At 35.0% G+C, this 17673-nt stretch carries 8 protein-coding genes; 6 read left to right on the forward strand and 2 right to left on the reverse strand.

Annotation, left to right across the window (positions count from 1 at the left end):
- Positions 1-164 precede the first annotated feature (164 nt).
- The 3 genes from HHU12_RS29820 to HHU12_RS29830 all read left to right on the forward strand — a co-directional run bounded on the left by HHU12_RS29820 (position 165) and on the right by HHU12_RS29830 (position 8152).
- Positions 165-800, forward strand: coding sequence for an OB-fold-containig protein (locus HHU12_RS29820; protein ID WP_169660390.1), 636 nt, complete (start codon positions 165-167; stop codon positions 798-800).
- Between the two features lie 288 nt (positions 801-1088).
- Positions 1089-3221, forward strand: a complete 2133-nt coding sequence (locus HHU12_RS29825) for a flotillin family protein (RefSeq protein WP_169660391.1) — start codon at positions 1089-1091, stop codon at positions 3219-3221.
- A 71-nt stretch (positions 3222-3292) separates the two neighbouring features.
- Positions 3293-8152, forward strand: a complete 4860-nt coding sequence (locus HHU12_RS29830) for a DNA repair ATPase (RefSeq protein ID WP_169660392.1) — start codon at positions 3293-3295, stop codon at positions 8150-8152.
- A gap of 82 nt (positions 8153-8234) precedes the next feature.
- Here HHU12_RS29830 and HHU12_RS29835 read toward each other — a convergent pair whose 3' ends face one another.
- Positions 8235-8615 (reverse strand): DUF1573 domain-containing protein, encoded by a 381-nt coding sequence (locus HHU12_RS29835; RefSeq protein ID WP_169660393.1) that lies wholly within the window; start codon positions 8613-8615, stop codon positions 8235-8237.
- A gap of 271 nt (positions 8616-8886) precedes the next feature.
- Between HHU12_RS29835 and HHU12_RS29840 the strand changes: the two genes are divergently transcribed.
- A complete protein-coding gene (locus tag HHU12_RS29840; RefSeq protein WP_169660394.1) occupies positions 8887-10674 on the forward strand; it encodes a glycoside hydrolase family 15 protein in 1788 nt (595 codons plus the stop codon).
- Positions 10675-11140: 466 nt separating this feature from the next.
- Positions 11141-13750 (forward strand): ATP-dependent chaperone ClpB, encoded by a 2610-nt coding sequence (gene clpB / locus HHU12_RS29845; RefSeq protein ID WP_169660395.1) that lies wholly within the window; start codon positions 11141-11143, stop codon positions 13748-13750.
- Between the two features lie 54 nt (positions 13751-13804).
- On the opposite strand, the gene HHU12_RS29850 is transcribed toward clpB, so the two are convergent.
- On the reverse strand, positions 13805-14215 hold the full coding sequence (locus HHU12_RS29850; RefSeq protein ID WP_169660396.1) for a hypothetical protein: 411 nt from the start codon (positions 14213-14215) through the stop codon (positions 13805-13807).
- A gap of 413 nt (positions 14216-14628) precedes the next feature.
- On the opposite strand from HHU12_RS29850, the gene HHU12_RS29855 reads away from it, so the two are divergent.
- Entirely contained in the window at positions 14629-17088 is a 2460-nt protein-coding gene (locus HHU12_RS29855; protein ID WP_169660397.1) for a M14 family zinc carboxypeptidase, read from the forward strand.
- Positions 17089-17673 lie beyond the last annotated feature (585 nt).

A 17673-nucleotide genomic window follows, 5' to 3' on the forward strand; every position in this document is an offset into this window, starting at 1 on the left:
GTACGCACGGTTCTGTGAGAGGGATAAATATGGGATAGACGTAGACTTATTCCATATTTACCCTACTTGATTTTGTTACGACGTTAATGTATGTAAATAATCGAAAATAGAGGTTAATTACTCTATTTTATTATTAAATTTAAAAGACACTAACGTAATGCTTAATGGAACTATTAAACGAATCTATTAATCTGGTAAACTTGCCTTACACCTTTCTTGTGGTAATCTGCTTATTTTACTGGTTAAATGTTATGGTAGGAGTATTATCTCCTGATACCTTAGATCTAGAATTAGATAGTACAGTTGATCTAGACGCAGACATTGATCATGATATTGATGATGTAGCTGTAGGTCATGGTGTATTTGCAACGACTGCTGAATTTTTATTTGTCGGGAAAGTGCCTTTAATGATCATTATAACAGTTTTATCTACATTGATGTGGGTATTCTCAGTTTTTGGAAATCATTATTTTGGTAATACTTCTGGAGTTTATGCTTTAATGGCATTCCTTCCAATATTGATAGTATCTGTTTTCTTGTCAAGATTTTTCGTTTATCCATTCGCATTGGTTTTTAGAAAGCTTAACCATGAAGTTGATAGAGAGATTGTAGGTAAAGTATCTAAAGTTGTTTTACCAGCTTCAAATGTCAAGAAAGGGCAAGCAACAGTGCTTATTGGAAATGCTGAACAGAAAATTTATATCAAAACTTCTGAAAATAGTAGTCTCTTTAAAGGAGACGAAGCCATGGTTATAGAATATGATTCTACTCAAAAATGTTATTTAGTAGAACCTATTTAATTTAAAGCAAACAGACTCAACTAATCATGGGTAAATTCAATCAGTAATTTTTGTGTATTTATATTTTAATATGCTAGTCAATTTAATATTGAGAAGCATGCTGGTTTTTTATGTGAAATTTTAATGAATTAAGTAATGAAAAAAGCAACTTAAAGTATTCGAAAGCATATGTTATTATTTAAAAGCAAACATAACAGTGTATTATTTTAAAAAGTAAACAGAATAGTAATCTAACTATTTTCCATAGTATATATAATTTTTAAAACTTTAATTTAAACTAATCAATTTATGGGCTCACAACTCTTAATTGCAGGTGTAGCTATTGCTGCATTCATGGTTCTAGGTATCCTAGGTTTTATCGTCAGTTTTTACAAAAAAGTTCCTCAAGGTAAAGCCCTTGTAAGAACAGGTATGGGTGGATTAAGAGTAATCACTCAAGGTGGTTTAGTTATTCCTGTAGTTCACAAAGCAGAGAGAATGGACATCTCTTTGAAAAGTATTGAAATTAGTCGTGAAGGAAAACAGGGTCTAATTTGCCAAGATAACTTAAGAGCAGATATTCGTGTTGTATTCTTTATACGAGTAAATAATCAATTAGAAGATATAGCAACTGTTGCACAAACAGTAGGATGTGAAAGAGCGTCAGATACTGAGCTTCTGATCTCATTATTCGAAGCAAAATTCTCAGAAGCATTAAAGACAATTGGTAAGCGTTTCGATTTTATCGAATTATATAACTCAAGAGAGAAAGTAAAACAAGAAGTAATTGATATTATCGGTACTGACTTGAACGGTTATGTATTGGATGACTGTGCTATTGATTACTTAGAGCAAACAAATGTTGAGAACCTTGACCCGGATAATATCTTGGATGCTGAGGGTATCAAAAAGATTATCGACTTAACTGCTAAGCAAAAAATTCAAGCGAACTTGATCAAAAACGAAGAAGAGAAAAAGATCAAGAAGCAGGATGTTGAAAAAGAAGAAGCGGTACTTGTTTTAGAGAAGCAAAGAGTTGAAGCGGAAGAGCGTCAAAGAAGAGAAATTGACACAATCAAAGCAAAAGAAGAAGCTACTACTGAAACAATTGTACAAGAAGAACGCTTGAAATCTGAGAAAATCAAGTTACAAGTGGATGAGGAACTTGAAATCCAGGAGAAAAACAAAGAGCGTGAAATCTTAGTAGCTCAAAAGAATATTGAGAAAACGGAAGCGTTAGAAAACGAGCGTATCGAAAAAGAAAGACAATTAGCTGAAACTGAAAAGCAGAAAGTTGTTGAATTGGCTCAAATTGCGAAAGAGAAAACATTGGAAGAGCAGAAGCGTGATATCCAAGATGTGATCAAAGAAAGAGTAGCAGTTGAGAAATCTGTAGTGGAAGAGCAAGAAAGAATTAAGGATACGGAAGCATTTGCTGAAGCACAACGTCAGAAAAAAGTAGCAATTACGTTGGCGGAGCAAAAAGCAGAAGAGAACTTAATGATGGAGCTGAAAGCGGCAGAGGCTCAGAAAGAAGCAGCTAAATTAAATGCTGAACAACAAAAAATTGAAGCAGCAGCTGATTTCGAAACTTCAAACCAAAAAGCAGCGGCTATTAAAACATTAGCAGATGCGAAAGTAAAAGAACAAGCAACTTCAGGTTTTGCTGAGGCACAAGTGAATGAAGCGAAAGCTGAAGCGAGAGAGAAAGAAGCTATTGCAGAAGCACAATACATTGCCGCTACTTCTGAAGCACAAGCATTAGCCAACAAACAATTAGGTGAAGCGGAAGCGGAAGTATTAAGACAGAAGATGATTGCAGAGGCAGAAGGAATGGAGAAGAAGTCGAAGTCAATCGAATTAGAAGGTTTAGCAGAAGCGAAGGTATTACAAGAGAAATCATTAGTAGAAGCACAACGTATAGAGGCGGAAGCGAAAGCTACGGCACATATGGATGAGGCAATCAAAGACTTGGAGAGATTCAAATTACAATTGAACCAAGAGAAAGAATTAGCCTTAGCGAAATTCCAAATGCAACAAGAATTGACGAAAGCTCAAGCTCAAGTGATGGCTGAAGCTGTGAAAAGCAGTGATATCAAAATCATTGGTGGTGAAAGTCAAGTGTACGACAAAATCATCAAGTCAATCAGCATGGGTGAAACAGTGGAATCATTCTTTGAAACAAGTAGCGTAGCCACTGAAGTGAAAGACAACTTATTGGATTCTTCTGATGGAAAAAACATCATTGGTAAAATAAGAGGGTATATCGATCAATTTGGTGTAACTACTGAAGATATCAAAAACTTAAGCGTGGCTGGTCTTTTGAATAAAATGAGAACGATGACCAATGATGATCTTCAAAAAACGTGGATCGACAGTGCTTTAGCAACAGCTGAAAAAACAGGTATAGCAGCGGCTGCAGCATCAACTTTTATCAAATAATTTTGTCGGAGAAATTAAGAGTGAAGGTAAGTTCTTAATTCTTCACTCTTAACTCTTAATTCAAATAGGTTATGTTAGAAAACGGAACTTATGAACTTCTCCAACAACGATTACAAAACAGCGGTAAGGAACTTCACAAGTCTTTAGAACAACTTAATAATTTACGGAAAGAAATTTTCGGTTCCATAGAAATTGGGCTGATTGCTTCTGAGCGATTAATGACAGAAAACAACTGTATCGCCAGAGATATGATGCCAATAGGAGAAACTTTTCTTTTTGGTTACAATGTTCAGTTGGGATTAAGGCAGGAAATGGCATTGTCGGATGTATTCGGAATCTATTCTTATGATAACGAATCCCATACATTCAAGAATGAGTCCTTATCCTTGATAGAAGATAAACAGTTTATAAAAGACTTTAATGAACTGTATCAATACCAAAAAGATACAAAGTTCACACAGTTTTTTAAAGCTGGAAAAAACTTATACATGCTCTTCCAATTGAGCGATCGAGTTGGAGATATCAAAGCCTTCAAATGGGAAATCTCAGGGGGTGCTTTGAAATATGCTGATGCTAGAAGTGATCATGAAGTGGTCTTTCCACCTCAGCATGATTTCGAATGGAAGAGAACAACAAGAAGTGATTTTAGGGAAGGTGAACATCCACATGTTTCAATCCTCGACAGAGTGTTTGTAGAAACAGTGGGAGGTGATCTTACCATTAAAATAGAAGACAACACCCTAGACGGTGAAGGAATTTTAGCGGAAGAAGTAGATGAAAAAGAACAGCGGTTAGAAGATGGAGAAATCCATTATGCTGATCTTGGTAATATTATTCTTCTGAAAGTTCTCCCTTATAGAGAAAAGGAATGGAGGTACTTTGTTTTCAATGATAAATTAAAAACTGCAATTAGAGTCAATGCAATTTCTAATGCCTGTATTTTATTGCCAGAAGAACAAGGTATCGTATTCTCTAATGGATATTACCTTCAAAATGGAGAGTCTAAGCTATTTGAACAAGAAGACCACGATTGGGTTTTTAAAAAGAAAATAGTAGCACCAAACGGTGAAGATTATCTATTTGTTTTCTATCAAAGAGATACTGGAGAGTATATCCTTCTTTCCTATAATGTTATTGAGCAAACGGTTCAACCTCCTTTAAAATGTAATGGCTATTCTGTTTTCCCAAATGGAGAACTAGTCTATTTTAAAGCGGATGAAGAGCCAAGAAAAGTACATAATCTTCAAATTTTGCAGTCGCCTTTTGTTGATGCAGATTTAGTAGAACCTACTACTGAAAATGATCATTACCTTGTAAACCTTGGTAATAAGGAGGTTGTAAAAGCCATGGCACAGTTGAATGGAATCAATGTGTTGTGTCAGAAGTCCGATAACTATATGGGGCTTTACTCAGATATTTTGCAAGAAGCATCTGCAGTAACTGACATGTATCCATGGTTAGGCAGAGAGGATGTGGGAAATATCCTTGAGCCTGTTGATGAAATCAAGGATACAGCCACTGCGGCGATTGAGGAATACGAGAAAGTAAGCCGTCAACGCAAAAATGCAGAAGAGCAACAAAAAGCCTTTGATGAGGAATGTTTGAAGATTACACGACAAATTGACCGTGGAATTTATAAAGACATTCGTGATTATGTTCAAGGACTCGCTTCATTAAGAGCATTAAGAGGAAAGGCTGTCAGTCTTAAAGAAGTTCGATACATTCAGATTCCTCCAATTGAAGAAAAAGAGGAAAAGTTAAAAGAGCATTCTTTAAAGTTAGGAGAACGATGCATTCAATTTCTTTTAGGAGATAATGCATTAGCAGGTTTTACTTCTAAGATTGATGAACTTCGAACTCAATTGCCCGAATGGGAAAAAACAATTGATGTTGAGGAAGCGATTGATGAACTGACCGCTTTAGGTAAAGAATTAGAGTTATTAATTGAAACAGTCTCTAACCTTAAAATTAAGGATGCCACTCAAACGGCAGAGATCATCAATAATATCTCTCAATTATTCTCTTCTCTCAACAATGTTCAAGCACAGGCAAGAGAAAAGAAAAATCAGCTAGGAAAACAAGAAGCAGAAGCTGAGTTTACGGCGCAGTACCGTTTATTGGAGCAATCCGTTTCCAGTTTCCTTGATATTTCGACTACTCCAGAAGAATGTGATGAATACCTCAGTAAACTATCTGCACAGGTAGAAGAACTAGAAGGTAAATTTGCAGACTTTGATGATTTTGCGGAACAGCTTGAAAAGAAGAGAGAGGAAGTAGCAACTGTTTTCGAAACAAAGAAAATTCAATTAGAAGAAGTTCGTAATAAAAGGGTTTTACGTTTACGTAACTCTGCTGACCGAATGATCCAGTCTATTTTAGCGAAAGCGAAAAAGATGGAAAAAGAAGATCAGTTGATTGCCTACTTCTCCACAGATCTTTTAATTGAAAAATTAAGAGAGACGGCGCAAAGTCTGATTGATTTTGGTGAAACCTCAAAAGGTGAAGAGGTTCTTGGTGCCTTAAAGAAAGCACAGAAAGAAGCTATTCGACAATTGAGAGACCGTAATGAATTAAATGTCGACGGCCCTGGTTTTATCCGTTTCGGAAAGCACTCTTTCGCGGTAGCACAACAAGAGTTAGGAGCTACAATCATTGAGAGAAAAGGTAATTTATTCTATCATTTGACAGGAACAGATTTCTTTGAGCAAGTACAAGATGAAAGTCTTTTAAGTACAAAAGAAGTATGGACCATGTCTTTACCTTCTGAATCTTCAGCGGTATACAGAGGTGAATATTTAGCGTATCAATTTTTAGCGACTAAAAGCGCCACAGCTATTGTTGAGCAAGAGGATGAAGCCTTATTGAAGGAAATCCAGCAATATATGGGTACTTCATTAAATGATGGTTATTTAAAAGGTGTACACGATTTGGATGCTTTAAAAGTAGTCAAAGTATATGCACTTATGAATACCTCATTGAAGACGTTGTGCTATGATTCTGTAACAAGAGCATTGGCACAAATTGTCTGGCTGAAGGAAATTCCGAAGAAAGAAAAAGAAATCATTCAGGAATGGGCTAGTGGTTTCTCACTTTTCTCTTCTTTATTTGAAGAAAAAGCAGATCCATCTTCTATTCTAAAATACATTACACCACATGTTGAGGTAATGTTGAAAAAATTGAATCTTGAAGTAGAGACAGCTATAGAAGAGATCAGTTACTGTTTGATGGATTTACTCACATATGGTTATTTTGAAATCAGTGAAAAGGCTTATTTCTTAGCGGAAGAGTTCAAGCGTCTGCTTTTAGCACAGAATGTAAAGGATGCTTTTGATCAGCACATCAGTAAACTTTCAGGTCAATGGGAAAAACTATTGACGTTTATGGAAATTGGCTGGTCTACTTTATTCAAGTCAGCGTCATTTACTGAGAAAGAAGAAGATTATGTTTCTTATACTTTAGAAGCAAGTTTACTTTTACTAGAGACTTTCAAAGCGGATAGAGCACTTTCTAAAGTAGAGTATGAACAAGAGTTAGAAGGTTTATTGGGTGACCATAGTTTAATCAACGAAGGAAAATACCAGTTCAACTTCTATGACTTTTTAGCTCGTATCAAGAAACACATTCATAATAGCTTACCATTATTTGAGCAATACACAGCTCAGAAAAGGGAAGTATTAGATGCCTTCAAGAGAGAAGTGAAATTATCTTCTTTTGAGCCAAAAGTCTTGTCTTCTTTTGTAAGAAATAGGTTGATCAATGATGTCTATCTTCCATTAATCGGTGAAAACTTATCGAAACAGATTGGAGCGGCAGGGTCTAAAAAGAGAACAGACCTTATGGGCTTGCTCTTATTGATTTCACCTCCAGGTTATGGTAAGACCACTTTAATGGAATATGTAGCCAATCGTTTAGGCTTAATTTTCATGAAGATCAATGGACCTTCGATTGGACATCAAGTATTGTCATTAGACCCTGAAGAAGCACCAAATGCAACGGCGAGGGAAGAATTGGAAAAGCTTGGTTTAGCCCTTGAAATGGGGAACAATATCATGCTTTACCTTGACGATATTCAGCACTGTAACCCTGAATTTTTACAGAAGTTTATCTCACTTTGTGATGGACAAAGAAAAATTGAAGGTGTTTACAAAGGCAATACGAAGACGTATGATCTAAGAGGTAAAAGGTTCTGTGTGATTATGGCAGGGAACCCGTATACTGAATCAGGTGATAAATTCCAGATTCCAGATATGTTGGCCAACAGAGCAGATACTTATAATTTGGGTGAAGTAATCGGTAGTACACAAACAGCATTTGAGTTGAGTTATATCGAGAACTGTCTTACTTCAAATCAATTTATCTCTCAATGGACAAACTATCCGAAGAAAGATTTATATGCGTTGGTGAGTGCCATCAAGAATGATGATCTTCAGAACTTAGAATTGGAAGTGAGTATTTCAACAGATGAAAAAGAAGAAAGTACTAAAATCTTCAGACAGCTGTTGTATGTACAAAGTGTTATTCTAAAAGTCAATCAAGCTTATGTTGCATCTGCGGCACAAGATGATGATTATAGAGTAGAACCTCCATTCAAGCTTCAAGGGTCGTATCGTAATATGAACAAACTAGCAGAAAAGCTTTCTCCACTTATGAATGAGAAAGAGCTTCAAGAGTTAGTTGTTTCACATTATGAAAACGAATCACAGACGTTGACAAGTGCGGCAGAAGAGAACCTTTTGAAGTTTAAGGAACTGATTGAGATTCTGACAGAGTCTGATCTGGAACGATGGAATGAGATCAAGCAGACCTTCAGACAGAAAAATAGTTTGAAGGTATTGGGAGATCAAAGTGCAGAGAAAACATTAGATCATCTTTCAGATATTACTTCTGCAATTAAGGAGTTGAAAAAAGAAGTGATCTATATTGTGAAATAGTTACTGTAAAGTAAAAGAGGCTGTCTCATAACTTTTTAGTTGTAAGACAGCCTCTTTTTTTATTTCGTGAATAAAATTGCTTTTACTCGACTAATACATTGGTAGTAATAGAAATCTTAGTAGTAGACTTCGCATTAGAATAAACTGTAATTGGCTTATTCTGAACACCTCTTTTACCTCTACTATTGAATTTTACTAAGATCTCACCAGAGTCACCAGGTTGGATAGGTTCCTTTGGCCATTTTGGTGCAGTACATCCACAAGTAGTAGTAACATTAGTAATTACTAAAGGAGTATCTCCTGTATTAGAAAATTTAAAAGTATGCTCTACAACATCACCTTGGTGGATGTCACCAAACTCATATGTTTTTTCTTCAAAAGTGATCACAGGTCCAGCAGTATCCTGAGCAGATGCCACGATCCCGATTAAGCCTAAGAATAAGGCTAATACTAATTTTTTCATGGTTGAAGTAATTGTTTTTTAAAATTGATAGAAAGACAATATATGAAAAAATAAAGTCTCTTTATTGGGGATAAATTTACTATTATTTCTACAAATTCAACGCCTTATTATTATTCTTAGTGCTTAGACTTTTAAAAATTATGATTTTTATATCATACTATTCTTTGTCCTTCAGATTTTAAAGTTTTAAATTTTGATGAAAAATATAGTAAATTGTAGTTTACTCACATCCTGATTTATTAATTAATACGACAAAAACAAACATTACAACATGAAGAAAACACACAAGTACGACATGGGCGTTATCGGTAACTGCGCATTCATGGCCTATATCGATACAACAGCAAGTGTTAGATGGTTATGCTGGCCACGATTTGATAGCAGTTTTGTTTTCGGTGACTTACTAGATGATGAAAAAGGAGGGGAGTTTTCTGTAAAACCTACAGCTAAAATAAAGGAGACCAAGCAGTATTATGTAACCAATACAAACATTCTTGTTACTGAAATTTATACTGAAGATGGTGATTATAAAGTAACAGACTTCGCTCCTCGTTTTGAGCAAGATGACCGTTACTATAAACCTTTAATGATGGTTCGTAAGATTGAACCAATGAAAGGAACACCTTCTGTGCAAGTAGTATGTGACCCAAGAGGACATTATGGTGAGATGACTCCTCAAAAATCCCAAGGAAGTAATCATATCCGTTTTGAAGGTTTTGATCAGCAAATGAGATTAACAACCAATATTCCTTTATCCTATGTAATGGAAGGTAACTCATTTGTATTAAGTGGTGCTGTATACACAGTATTAACTTACGGTGCTCCGCTAGAGGCAGCTATCGAAAATACAGCTGAAAACTTTTATACAAGAACAAAGAGATACTGGAGAAACTGGGTGAAATCAACAAGTATCAGTTTCTTCCATCAAGAAAAATTAATCCGTTCTTCATTAATCTTAAAAATACACCAATACGAGGATACAGGAGCAATCATTGCCTCGGGTACAACCTCACTTCCGGAGTATCACAAGAGTACTCGTAACTGGGATTACCGTTACTGTTGGATGCGTGATACCTATTATACATTAAATGCCTTTAATAACATTGGTCACTTTGAGGAAGTAGAAGCGTATTTCAAATACATTGAAAATGTAACTAAGCAGGAAGAGGATCGTTATCAACCGCTCTATACAATTACGGCTCAAAAGAAAATCACCGAAATTGAAATGCCTTTAAAAGGTTATTTAGGAGAGAACAAGCCGGTAAGAATTGGTAATGATGCCTATACACATATTCAGAATGATGTTTATGGTCAGGTATTGACTTCTTTACTTCCATTATATGCCGATGAGCGTTTTACTAATAAGTATAGAATGCATACAAAGAAATTAGTAGAGCATACTTTACAGAAAATCGCTGATACAATGGAGGAGAAGGATGCTGGATTATGGGAATTCAGAGATCGTCCTGGTCACTATTGCTATACTTTCCTTTTCCACTGGGCAGGGGCAAGTGCTGCTTACAAAATGGCGCAGTACTTTGATGATGTGAAAATGGCGGACAAAGCATTGAAGATCAAAGAGCGTGCAGCTGAAATGATTGAGAAATGTTATGATGAGGAGACAGGTGTTTATATGCAAGCGGCAGGTGCAAAAGATATGGATGCATCATGTTTACAATTGATCACTATGAATTACCTTGATCCAAACTCTGAAAGAGCTAAACGTCACTTGGCTGGAATGGAAAAAGAGTTGATGGCAAAAGATGGTTTATTCTATCGTTACAAGCACGTAGATGATTTTGGTGCGCCAGAAACAACATTCCTGATTTGTGCTTACTGGTACATTGAAGCATTAGCTTGTGTAGGAAGAATTAAAGAAGCGATTGATTACTTTGAGAAAGTAAGTAGCTACGCCAATCATGTTGGCTTATTATCAGAAGATGTGGATTCTTCAGATGGTAGTCAATGGGGTAATTTCCCTCAAACTTACAGTCACGTAGGTTTGATGAATGCAGCGTATAGAATTTCTAAAAAATTAGATTTACCAAACTTCTTATAGTCAAGAAGAATAAAATTGAAAGAGGGTAGTAGTCGAAAGATTGCTACCCTTTTTATTTGCCTATTAAGATGTACTTAATTAATAAAAAGAAAGCAACTAGAGCCAAGCCAAAGTATTTCACAAAATTCATCATAATTATAAACAGTATTTAATTGGGGTTTAGAAGTAATCTGTATTCTATAGACAATTCTACTTTTAGTCAAGACACCATTATCATAAAACCTTTATAATCATTCACATTAAAGTACAATCGTAGTATCTCTCTTAAAATAATAAAGTAGACAAAATGTCTTGTTAAACATTTGTTTTTCAGTGTTTTAATGACTTTTAGTCATGTAGGGAGTAAATTTTAAGTGCAATTCAGAAAATATGACTGCTTTTTCACTTTTGAACAGTTATTGATCAGTATACAGCTGAAGACGGATAATACTAATTCTCTAATAACTTCAATAAAAACAAATAGAATATGAATTTCGAAAAATATACAATCCGGTCGCAAGAGGCTTTGCAAAAGGCACAGACAATTGCAAAAGGATCACAACAACAAGTAATAGAAACAGGTCATTTACTGAAAGCAATTATCCAGCAAGAGGATAATATGATTTCTTTTTTGACGAATAAAATAAAAGCAGATAAAACCAATTTAAACCAGCAGGTAGATCAAATAGTAGAAGCTTACCCGAAGTCTTCTGGAGACAATCCTTATTTATCAAATGATGCGGCGAAGGCATTACAAGCAGCGGAGCGTTTCATGAAGGAAATGGAAGATGAGTTTGTTGCTGTTGAACATATGCTATTAGGTATATTAGATGGAGGAGATAAAGTAGCTCAGTTATTAAAACAAACTGGGTTTACGAAAGACTATCTCAAGAAAGCGATCAAAGAATTAAGAAAAGGAAATAAGGTGACGGACCAAAATGCCGAAGGTCAATATCAATCATTGGAACGATATGCAATTGATTTGACACAAATGGCAAGAGATGGGAAGTTGGATCCTGTAATTGGTCGAGATGAAGAAATTCGTCGTGTACTTCAAATCCTTTCTAGAAGAACAAAAAACAACCCGATGTTGATTGGTGAGCCAGGTGTTGGTAAAACTGCCATTGCAGAAGGTTTAGCGCAAAGAATTGTAGCTGGAGATATACCAGAAAACTTGGAAGATATCAGCATTGCGTCTTTGGATATGGGAGCTTTGGTTGCAGGTGCAAAATACAAAGGTGAGTTTGAGGAGCGTTTGAAAGCTGTGATCAAGGAAGTTCAAAGTGCAGACGGTAAAATCATTTTATTCATAGATGAGATTCATACATTAATTGGTGCTGGAGCAGGAGGTGACAGTGCTATGGATGCCGCTAACTTATTGAAACCTGCTTTAGCAAGAGGAGAGTTACGATCAATAGGTGCTACGACTTTGAAAGAATATCAGAAATATATTGAAAAGGATAAAGCACTAGAAAGACGTTTCCAGCCTGTTATGGTAGGGGAACCATCAGTAGATGATGCAATTTCAATTCTTAGAGGAATCAAAGAGAAGTATGAGGTGCATCACGGTGTTAGAATTAAAGATGATGCTATTATTGCTTCAGTAAAACTATCAGATAGATATATTTCTGACCGTTTTCTACCAGATAAAGCAATTGATTTGATGGATGAAGCGGCTTCTAGAATGAGAATCCAAATGAACTCTATGCCTGAAGAGGTAGATGAGATCAAAAGAAAGGTGATGCAACTAGAAATCGAGAGAGAAGCGATCCGAAGGGAAAAAGACGTTGAGAAAGAAAATATATTAACTGATCAGATACGTGTGCTAACAGGGAAACTTAATGAATTGGAAGATGAGTGGAAGCGTGAGAAGCAAACCTTAGACGGTATCAAACAGTTGAAGCGTGATATTGATAAGTATAAGATAGAAGCTGATCAAGCTGAGCGTGGAGGTGATTATGGCAGGGTTGCTGAAATTCGTTACGGTAAAATCGTAGAAGCAGAAAAACAATTAGAGGTATTACAAAAAGAAGCAGAAGAAGATTCAGCTACAGGTAATGTAATGCTCCGTCAGGAAGTAACTTCTGATGATATTGCGGAAGTGGTTTCTAAATGGACAGGTATTCCGGTTACTAAAATGGTTCAAGGTGAGAGAGAAAAGCTACTTTATCTTGAAAATGAATTAGGAAAGCGTGTAGCTGGGCAAGATGAAGCAATAACGGCTATTTCAGATGCTGTAAGAAGAAGCCGTGCAGGATTGCAAGATCCACGTAAACCAATTGGTTCTTTCTTATTCCTAGGATCTACAGGTGTTGGTAAAACAGAATTAGCCAAGGCCTTAGCGGATTATTTGTTTGACGATGAAAAGGCAATGGTTCGTATTGATATGTCAGAATATCAGGAGAAACATGCCGTAAGCCGTCTGATTGGAGCGCCTCCAGGTTATGTTGGATATGATGAAGGTGGACAACTTACTGAGGAAGTAAGAAGAAGACCTTATTCTGTAATTCTATTGGATGAAATAGAAAAGGCACATCCAGATGTCTTTAATATTTTACTACAAGTATTGGATGATGGACGTCTTACAGATAATAAGGGACGTGTTGCAGATTTCAAGAATACAATTGTTATTATGACTTCCAATATGGGATCACATTTTATAATGGACAAAATAGCAGACCTTGAAAGAGCTGACTCTTCAGGAGAAAAAGAAGAAATTCTGGAAAACTGTAGAGATAAGGCACTCGACTTATTAAAGAAGACTGTTCGACCTGAGTTTTTGAATAGGATAGACGAGGTGCTAATGTTCGAGCCTCTCACAAGGGAAAACATGAGAAAAATTGCTGCTATCCAGTTTAAGGACATACAGAAAAGGATCCATACTAATGGTATAGAGATTGAAATAACTCCTGATGCTTTGAATAAAGTATCAGATTTAGGTTACGAACCAGAATTTGGAGCAAGACCATTGAAAAGAGTAATGCAGAGATACATCTTGAATGATTTATCAAAATCTATCTTGAGTGGTGATGTCCAAAAAGATTCAGTTGTATTAATTGATGTAGAGAATAATCAGTTAGTATTTAAAAATAAATAAACAGTTTTACTAGATCGAAAAAAGCGGAATTTCATAAAGAGGTTTCGCTTTTTTTTATCTTAAAACTATAGATCTTGATTTTTCTACATTATCAATTAAAGCTTTCTTCGCATCCGTAGCACTTCTAAGGTCAGTATAGACACCTTCTATACAGTTTAGATTAATCTGAATTACATTTTTTGGATACTTTTTAGCTACCTCGTTTTCGAATTGAGCTAGAATTTTAAATTTTTCCTGTGCAAAATTCTTAATGTTCACTTGAATGATTGAAGAGACGATTTCTGTGTCTCCTTCTAGACAGTCTTTCTTTACTGTTTTAAGAAAGATGTAACGCGTGCTTGAGGCAGTGGCACTCTCTTCCACTTTAGTAGTCTTGGAAGTAGGCTCATTACTTTCGACGATAGCAAAAGATGTATTTACCGTAAAAAGTAAAAACAAAAATGCTAGTAAGGAATTTAATCGCATTGAAAAAATGATCAGTAGTAATATGTTATTTAATTGTTATTAAGGGGATACCTTGATACAATAATAATGAATAAATCTCTGATATAAAATAAATTATGTAAAAAATGTATTTATCACTATTGTTTATTATAAATATTGAACTTTAAGTTTATTTAGATTAAAATATCGGCAACAATAAATTAATCAGAATATAATTTTGATTTTTAATAAAACTAAATATGAAATTAACGCTATGTGTCTTTTTTTTATATAATACTAATATTTTATTTTGTTGTTCAAACATAGAAGCCTTTGAAAATCAGTGAGTAATCGTTTGTACTGGAAAATTGATAATTCTTTTTGATAAGATTTTAGGCTTTCATTAATACTCTTATTATTTTACTAACCAATTCTTAAATTTTATAACTGAAACTATGCAAAGACTACTGTTCTATAGTCAGTGGATCTGTTTATTTTTTTTATCAACATTTTCATACAGTCAAACCTTAAAATCTCCCTCCGAATTTTTAGAATATAATTTAGGAACTCAATTTACTTATCATCATCAGCTTCATGACTACCTATCTTATCTAGCGGAGAAGTCATTGAAAGTAGAATATATTCCTTATGGCAAGACCTATGAAGGCAGGCCTCTTTTTATCTTAGCAGTTTCTTCCGAGAAGAATATTCAAAATTTAGAAAGCATACGTCAATCCAATTTAAAAAGGGCAGGATTGATAAATGGGCAGTATTCTCATTCGAATGCAATTGTGTGGTTAGGTTATAATGTTCATGGCAATGAAGCATCAGGTTCTGAGGTGGCCATGAAAGTAGCTTTCGAATTACTGCAAAGTAAATATGATAGCTTATTGGAAGATTTGGTTATCATTATTGATCCATGTTTGAACCCTGACGGAAGGGAGCGCTATGTCAATCATTTTAGATCAAAAGAAGGTCATTTTATTAATCAGAAACCATCAACTTGGGAACATATTGAGCCATGGCCAACGGGAAGGTATAACCACTATCTTTTCGATTTAAATAGAGATTGGGCATGGGGCACACAAATAGAAACAAGGCAAAGAACTGAGTTGTATAGAAAATGGTATCCTCAAGTATTTGTTGATTTTCATGAGATGATGCCACAATACTCTTATTTCTTTGGGCCTTCTGCAGATCCAATACATAAAGACGTAACATCATGGCAAAGGAAATATCAAAAAATTGCTTCTGAAAAATACGAGTCTTATTTCAAATCTCAGGGCTGGGAATATTTTACCCGAAAAGTTTTTGATTTGCTGTATCCAAGTTATGGTGATAGCTGGACTTGTTTTAATGGAGCAGTAGGTTTCACATTTGAACAAGGGGGACATGGAGTTGCTGGTTTAGCTTATCAATCAAAGGATGCCTCAAAACAAATCACCTTAGAAGGTAGGGTGCAAAAGCATTTTGAGACATCAATGATGACTGCAATAGTAGCGTCGGAATATAAAGAGGAGTTATTAAAAGAGTATGAAAACTTTTTTCATGAAAAAAATAATACAACAAAAAAGTTTATTGTCACTCCAACACAGCAGAATTCAGAAAATATAGAGTTGATGTCTTCTATATTAGAAAGACAAGGAATAAAAAGGGAAGTAGTCTCAAAAAGCAAAGTAGTAAAAGGGTACAGTTACTTTGAGCAGAAGCAGGTGAAACGTAAGTTGGAAAAAGGAAATATCGTTTTTTCAACAGATCAGAAAATGGGGCGGATGCTGAAAGTGCTCTTAGAGCCAAAGGCTGAGTTTTCAGATTCCACAACCTACGATCTTACTGCTTGGTCCTTGCCTTATGCATTTGGTTTGGATATGTTGGAGACAGAAGAGGAGATAGAAAGAGAAGTTTACAGTATTGAGATAAGGAATAACACCCCAATCGATGAAAGTGCATTAACAGATTCTACTTTTTTTATTTTAGAATGGGAGTCTATAGCTGATGTGAAGTTAGTTTCGAAGTTGATACAAGATCAGATCAAGGTAGGTTATTTGACAGAGGACTTTAAATACAACGGTCAAGTCATTGCTAAAGGCAGTATCATTTTTCCTCATTTTGGATTGATGATGTCAGATAAACTTGAAACATTCAAAAAAAGGATTGAAGAAAATAATATCACTCCTCAGGTAATTCATATTAATAATGCAGAATGGGAAAGAAAGGTTGAGGTAATGAAGGTTCCTCGTATTGCTGTTCTCGCTGGAGAAGATGTAACCCCTGTAAAGTTTGGTAGCCTTTGGTATTTCTTTGATAAAATAATTGAATATCCGATGGATATGTTTTACATGGATAAGGTTTCTAGCTTTGACTTATCCAAAGTGAATACAATTATATTATCTGACGGGCAGTATACAGCAAAGGTCTCTACTTTAATAAAGCGTTTTATTGAAAAGGGAGGAAAAGTGATTTTATTGGAGAATGCAATAAAGGTAGTAGAAGAGATACATGAATTAGAGATGAGCAAAAAGATGAACAAATCTTTTAATGCAGAATCCATGTTTATGGCAAAAGGTAAAACAGATCATAAGGCATTAGGTTGTATTATGGAGTTGAATTTACCTGAATACTCATTAATTTCTAAAGGTATTGGAGAGAAGTACTACATTATAAAAGAAAACAATCATAAGCTTCCATTATTGAACCATGGTTATAATATTGGTTTGGTAACAAAAACAGAAGCAGTTTCTGGCTATATAGGAGATGAATTGAAACTTTCTTTAGAAGAATCCACATTAATAGCCGCTGAAAAGTATAAAAAGGGACAAGTCTTTTATTATGTAGATAATCCATTAATAAGAGGTTTTTGGGTAAACGGAATGCATTTATTCTCTAATAGTATATTTTTTGATTTAGAAAGATAACATTTAAAATATTGAACATAAGCTATATATAGGTTTATTCATTTTTATTTAAATCAAAAAGTGGATAAACCTATTGCATTTAAAAAACATCCTATTACCTTTGCACTCCCTTCAGCAAACGGCTGAGGAAAAAACAAACGTAGGGGTTGTCCTATGTGACAACCCGACTCGGGTGGTTGAAATAATGAAAAGGTATTTGATTTAGTTGAAAATCAGCGATGTAAATTATGTTTCTAAATAAAACAAAATAAGCATTGCAAATTAAATTTCTCTTCTTACCTTTGCACTCGCCTTTAACGAAAGGCTTTATAAACTTCTCTTTTGGAGTTGGGAATTCAGAGTGTTGAGCGTTGAGAAAATCAACGAAAAAAACTTCAAAAATTTTCGAAAAAAGATTTGGAAGTTAAAATAAAAAGTTCTTACCTTTGCACTCGCTTCTGAAAAGAAGCAGCGATAAACAAAAGAGTTTATCGGAATAAAAATCTGAAAAACAGATCATTGAACTTCGGTTCAAACGTTCTTTTGATGTAATGAAAAAGTAATTATAAGATCAGCGAAAGCGGATCCCAATTACAGTTAATTCTT

Source organism: Flammeovirga aprica JL-4, from assembly GCF_012844305.1.
Lineage (GTDB): Bacteria > Bacteroidota > Bacteroidia > Cytophagales > Flammeovirgaceae > Flammeovirga > Flammeovirga aprica.

What these genes read in the sequence shown, in the direction of transcription:
- HHU12_RS29820 (WP_169660390.1), top strand. Translation starts at nt 165, where the DNA reads ATGGAACTATTAAACGAATCTATTAATCTGGTAAACTTGCCTTACACC.
- HHU12_RS29825 (WP_169660391.1), top strand. Translation starts at nt 1,089, where the DNA reads ATGGGCTCACAACTCTTAATTGCAGGTGTAGCTATTGCTGCATTCATG.
- HHU12_RS29830 (WP_169660392.1), top strand. Translation starts at nt 3,293, where the DNA reads ATGTTAGAAAACGGAACTTATGAACTTCTCCAACAACGATTACAAAAC.
- HHU12_RS29835 (WP_169660393.1), bottom strand. Translation starts at nt 8,615, where the DNA reads ATGAAAAAATTAGTATTAGCCTTATTCTTAGGCTTAATCGGGATCGTG.
- HHU12_RS29840 (WP_169660394.1), top strand. Translation starts at nt 8,887, where the DNA reads ATGAAGAAAACACACAAGTACGACATGGGCGTTATCGGTAACTGCGCA.
- clpB (WP_169660395.1), top strand. Translation starts at nt 11,141, where the DNA reads ATGAATTTCGAAAAATATACAATCCGGTCGCAAGAGGCTTTGCAAAAG.
- HHU12_RS29850 (WP_169660396.1), bottom strand. Translation starts at nt 14,215, where the DNA reads ATGCGATTAAATTCCTTACTAGCATTTTTGTTTTTACTTTTTACGGTA.
- HHU12_RS29855 (WP_169660397.1), top strand. Translation starts at nt 14,629, where the DNA reads ATGCAAAGACTACTGTTCTATAGTCAGTGGATCTGTTTATTTTTTTTA.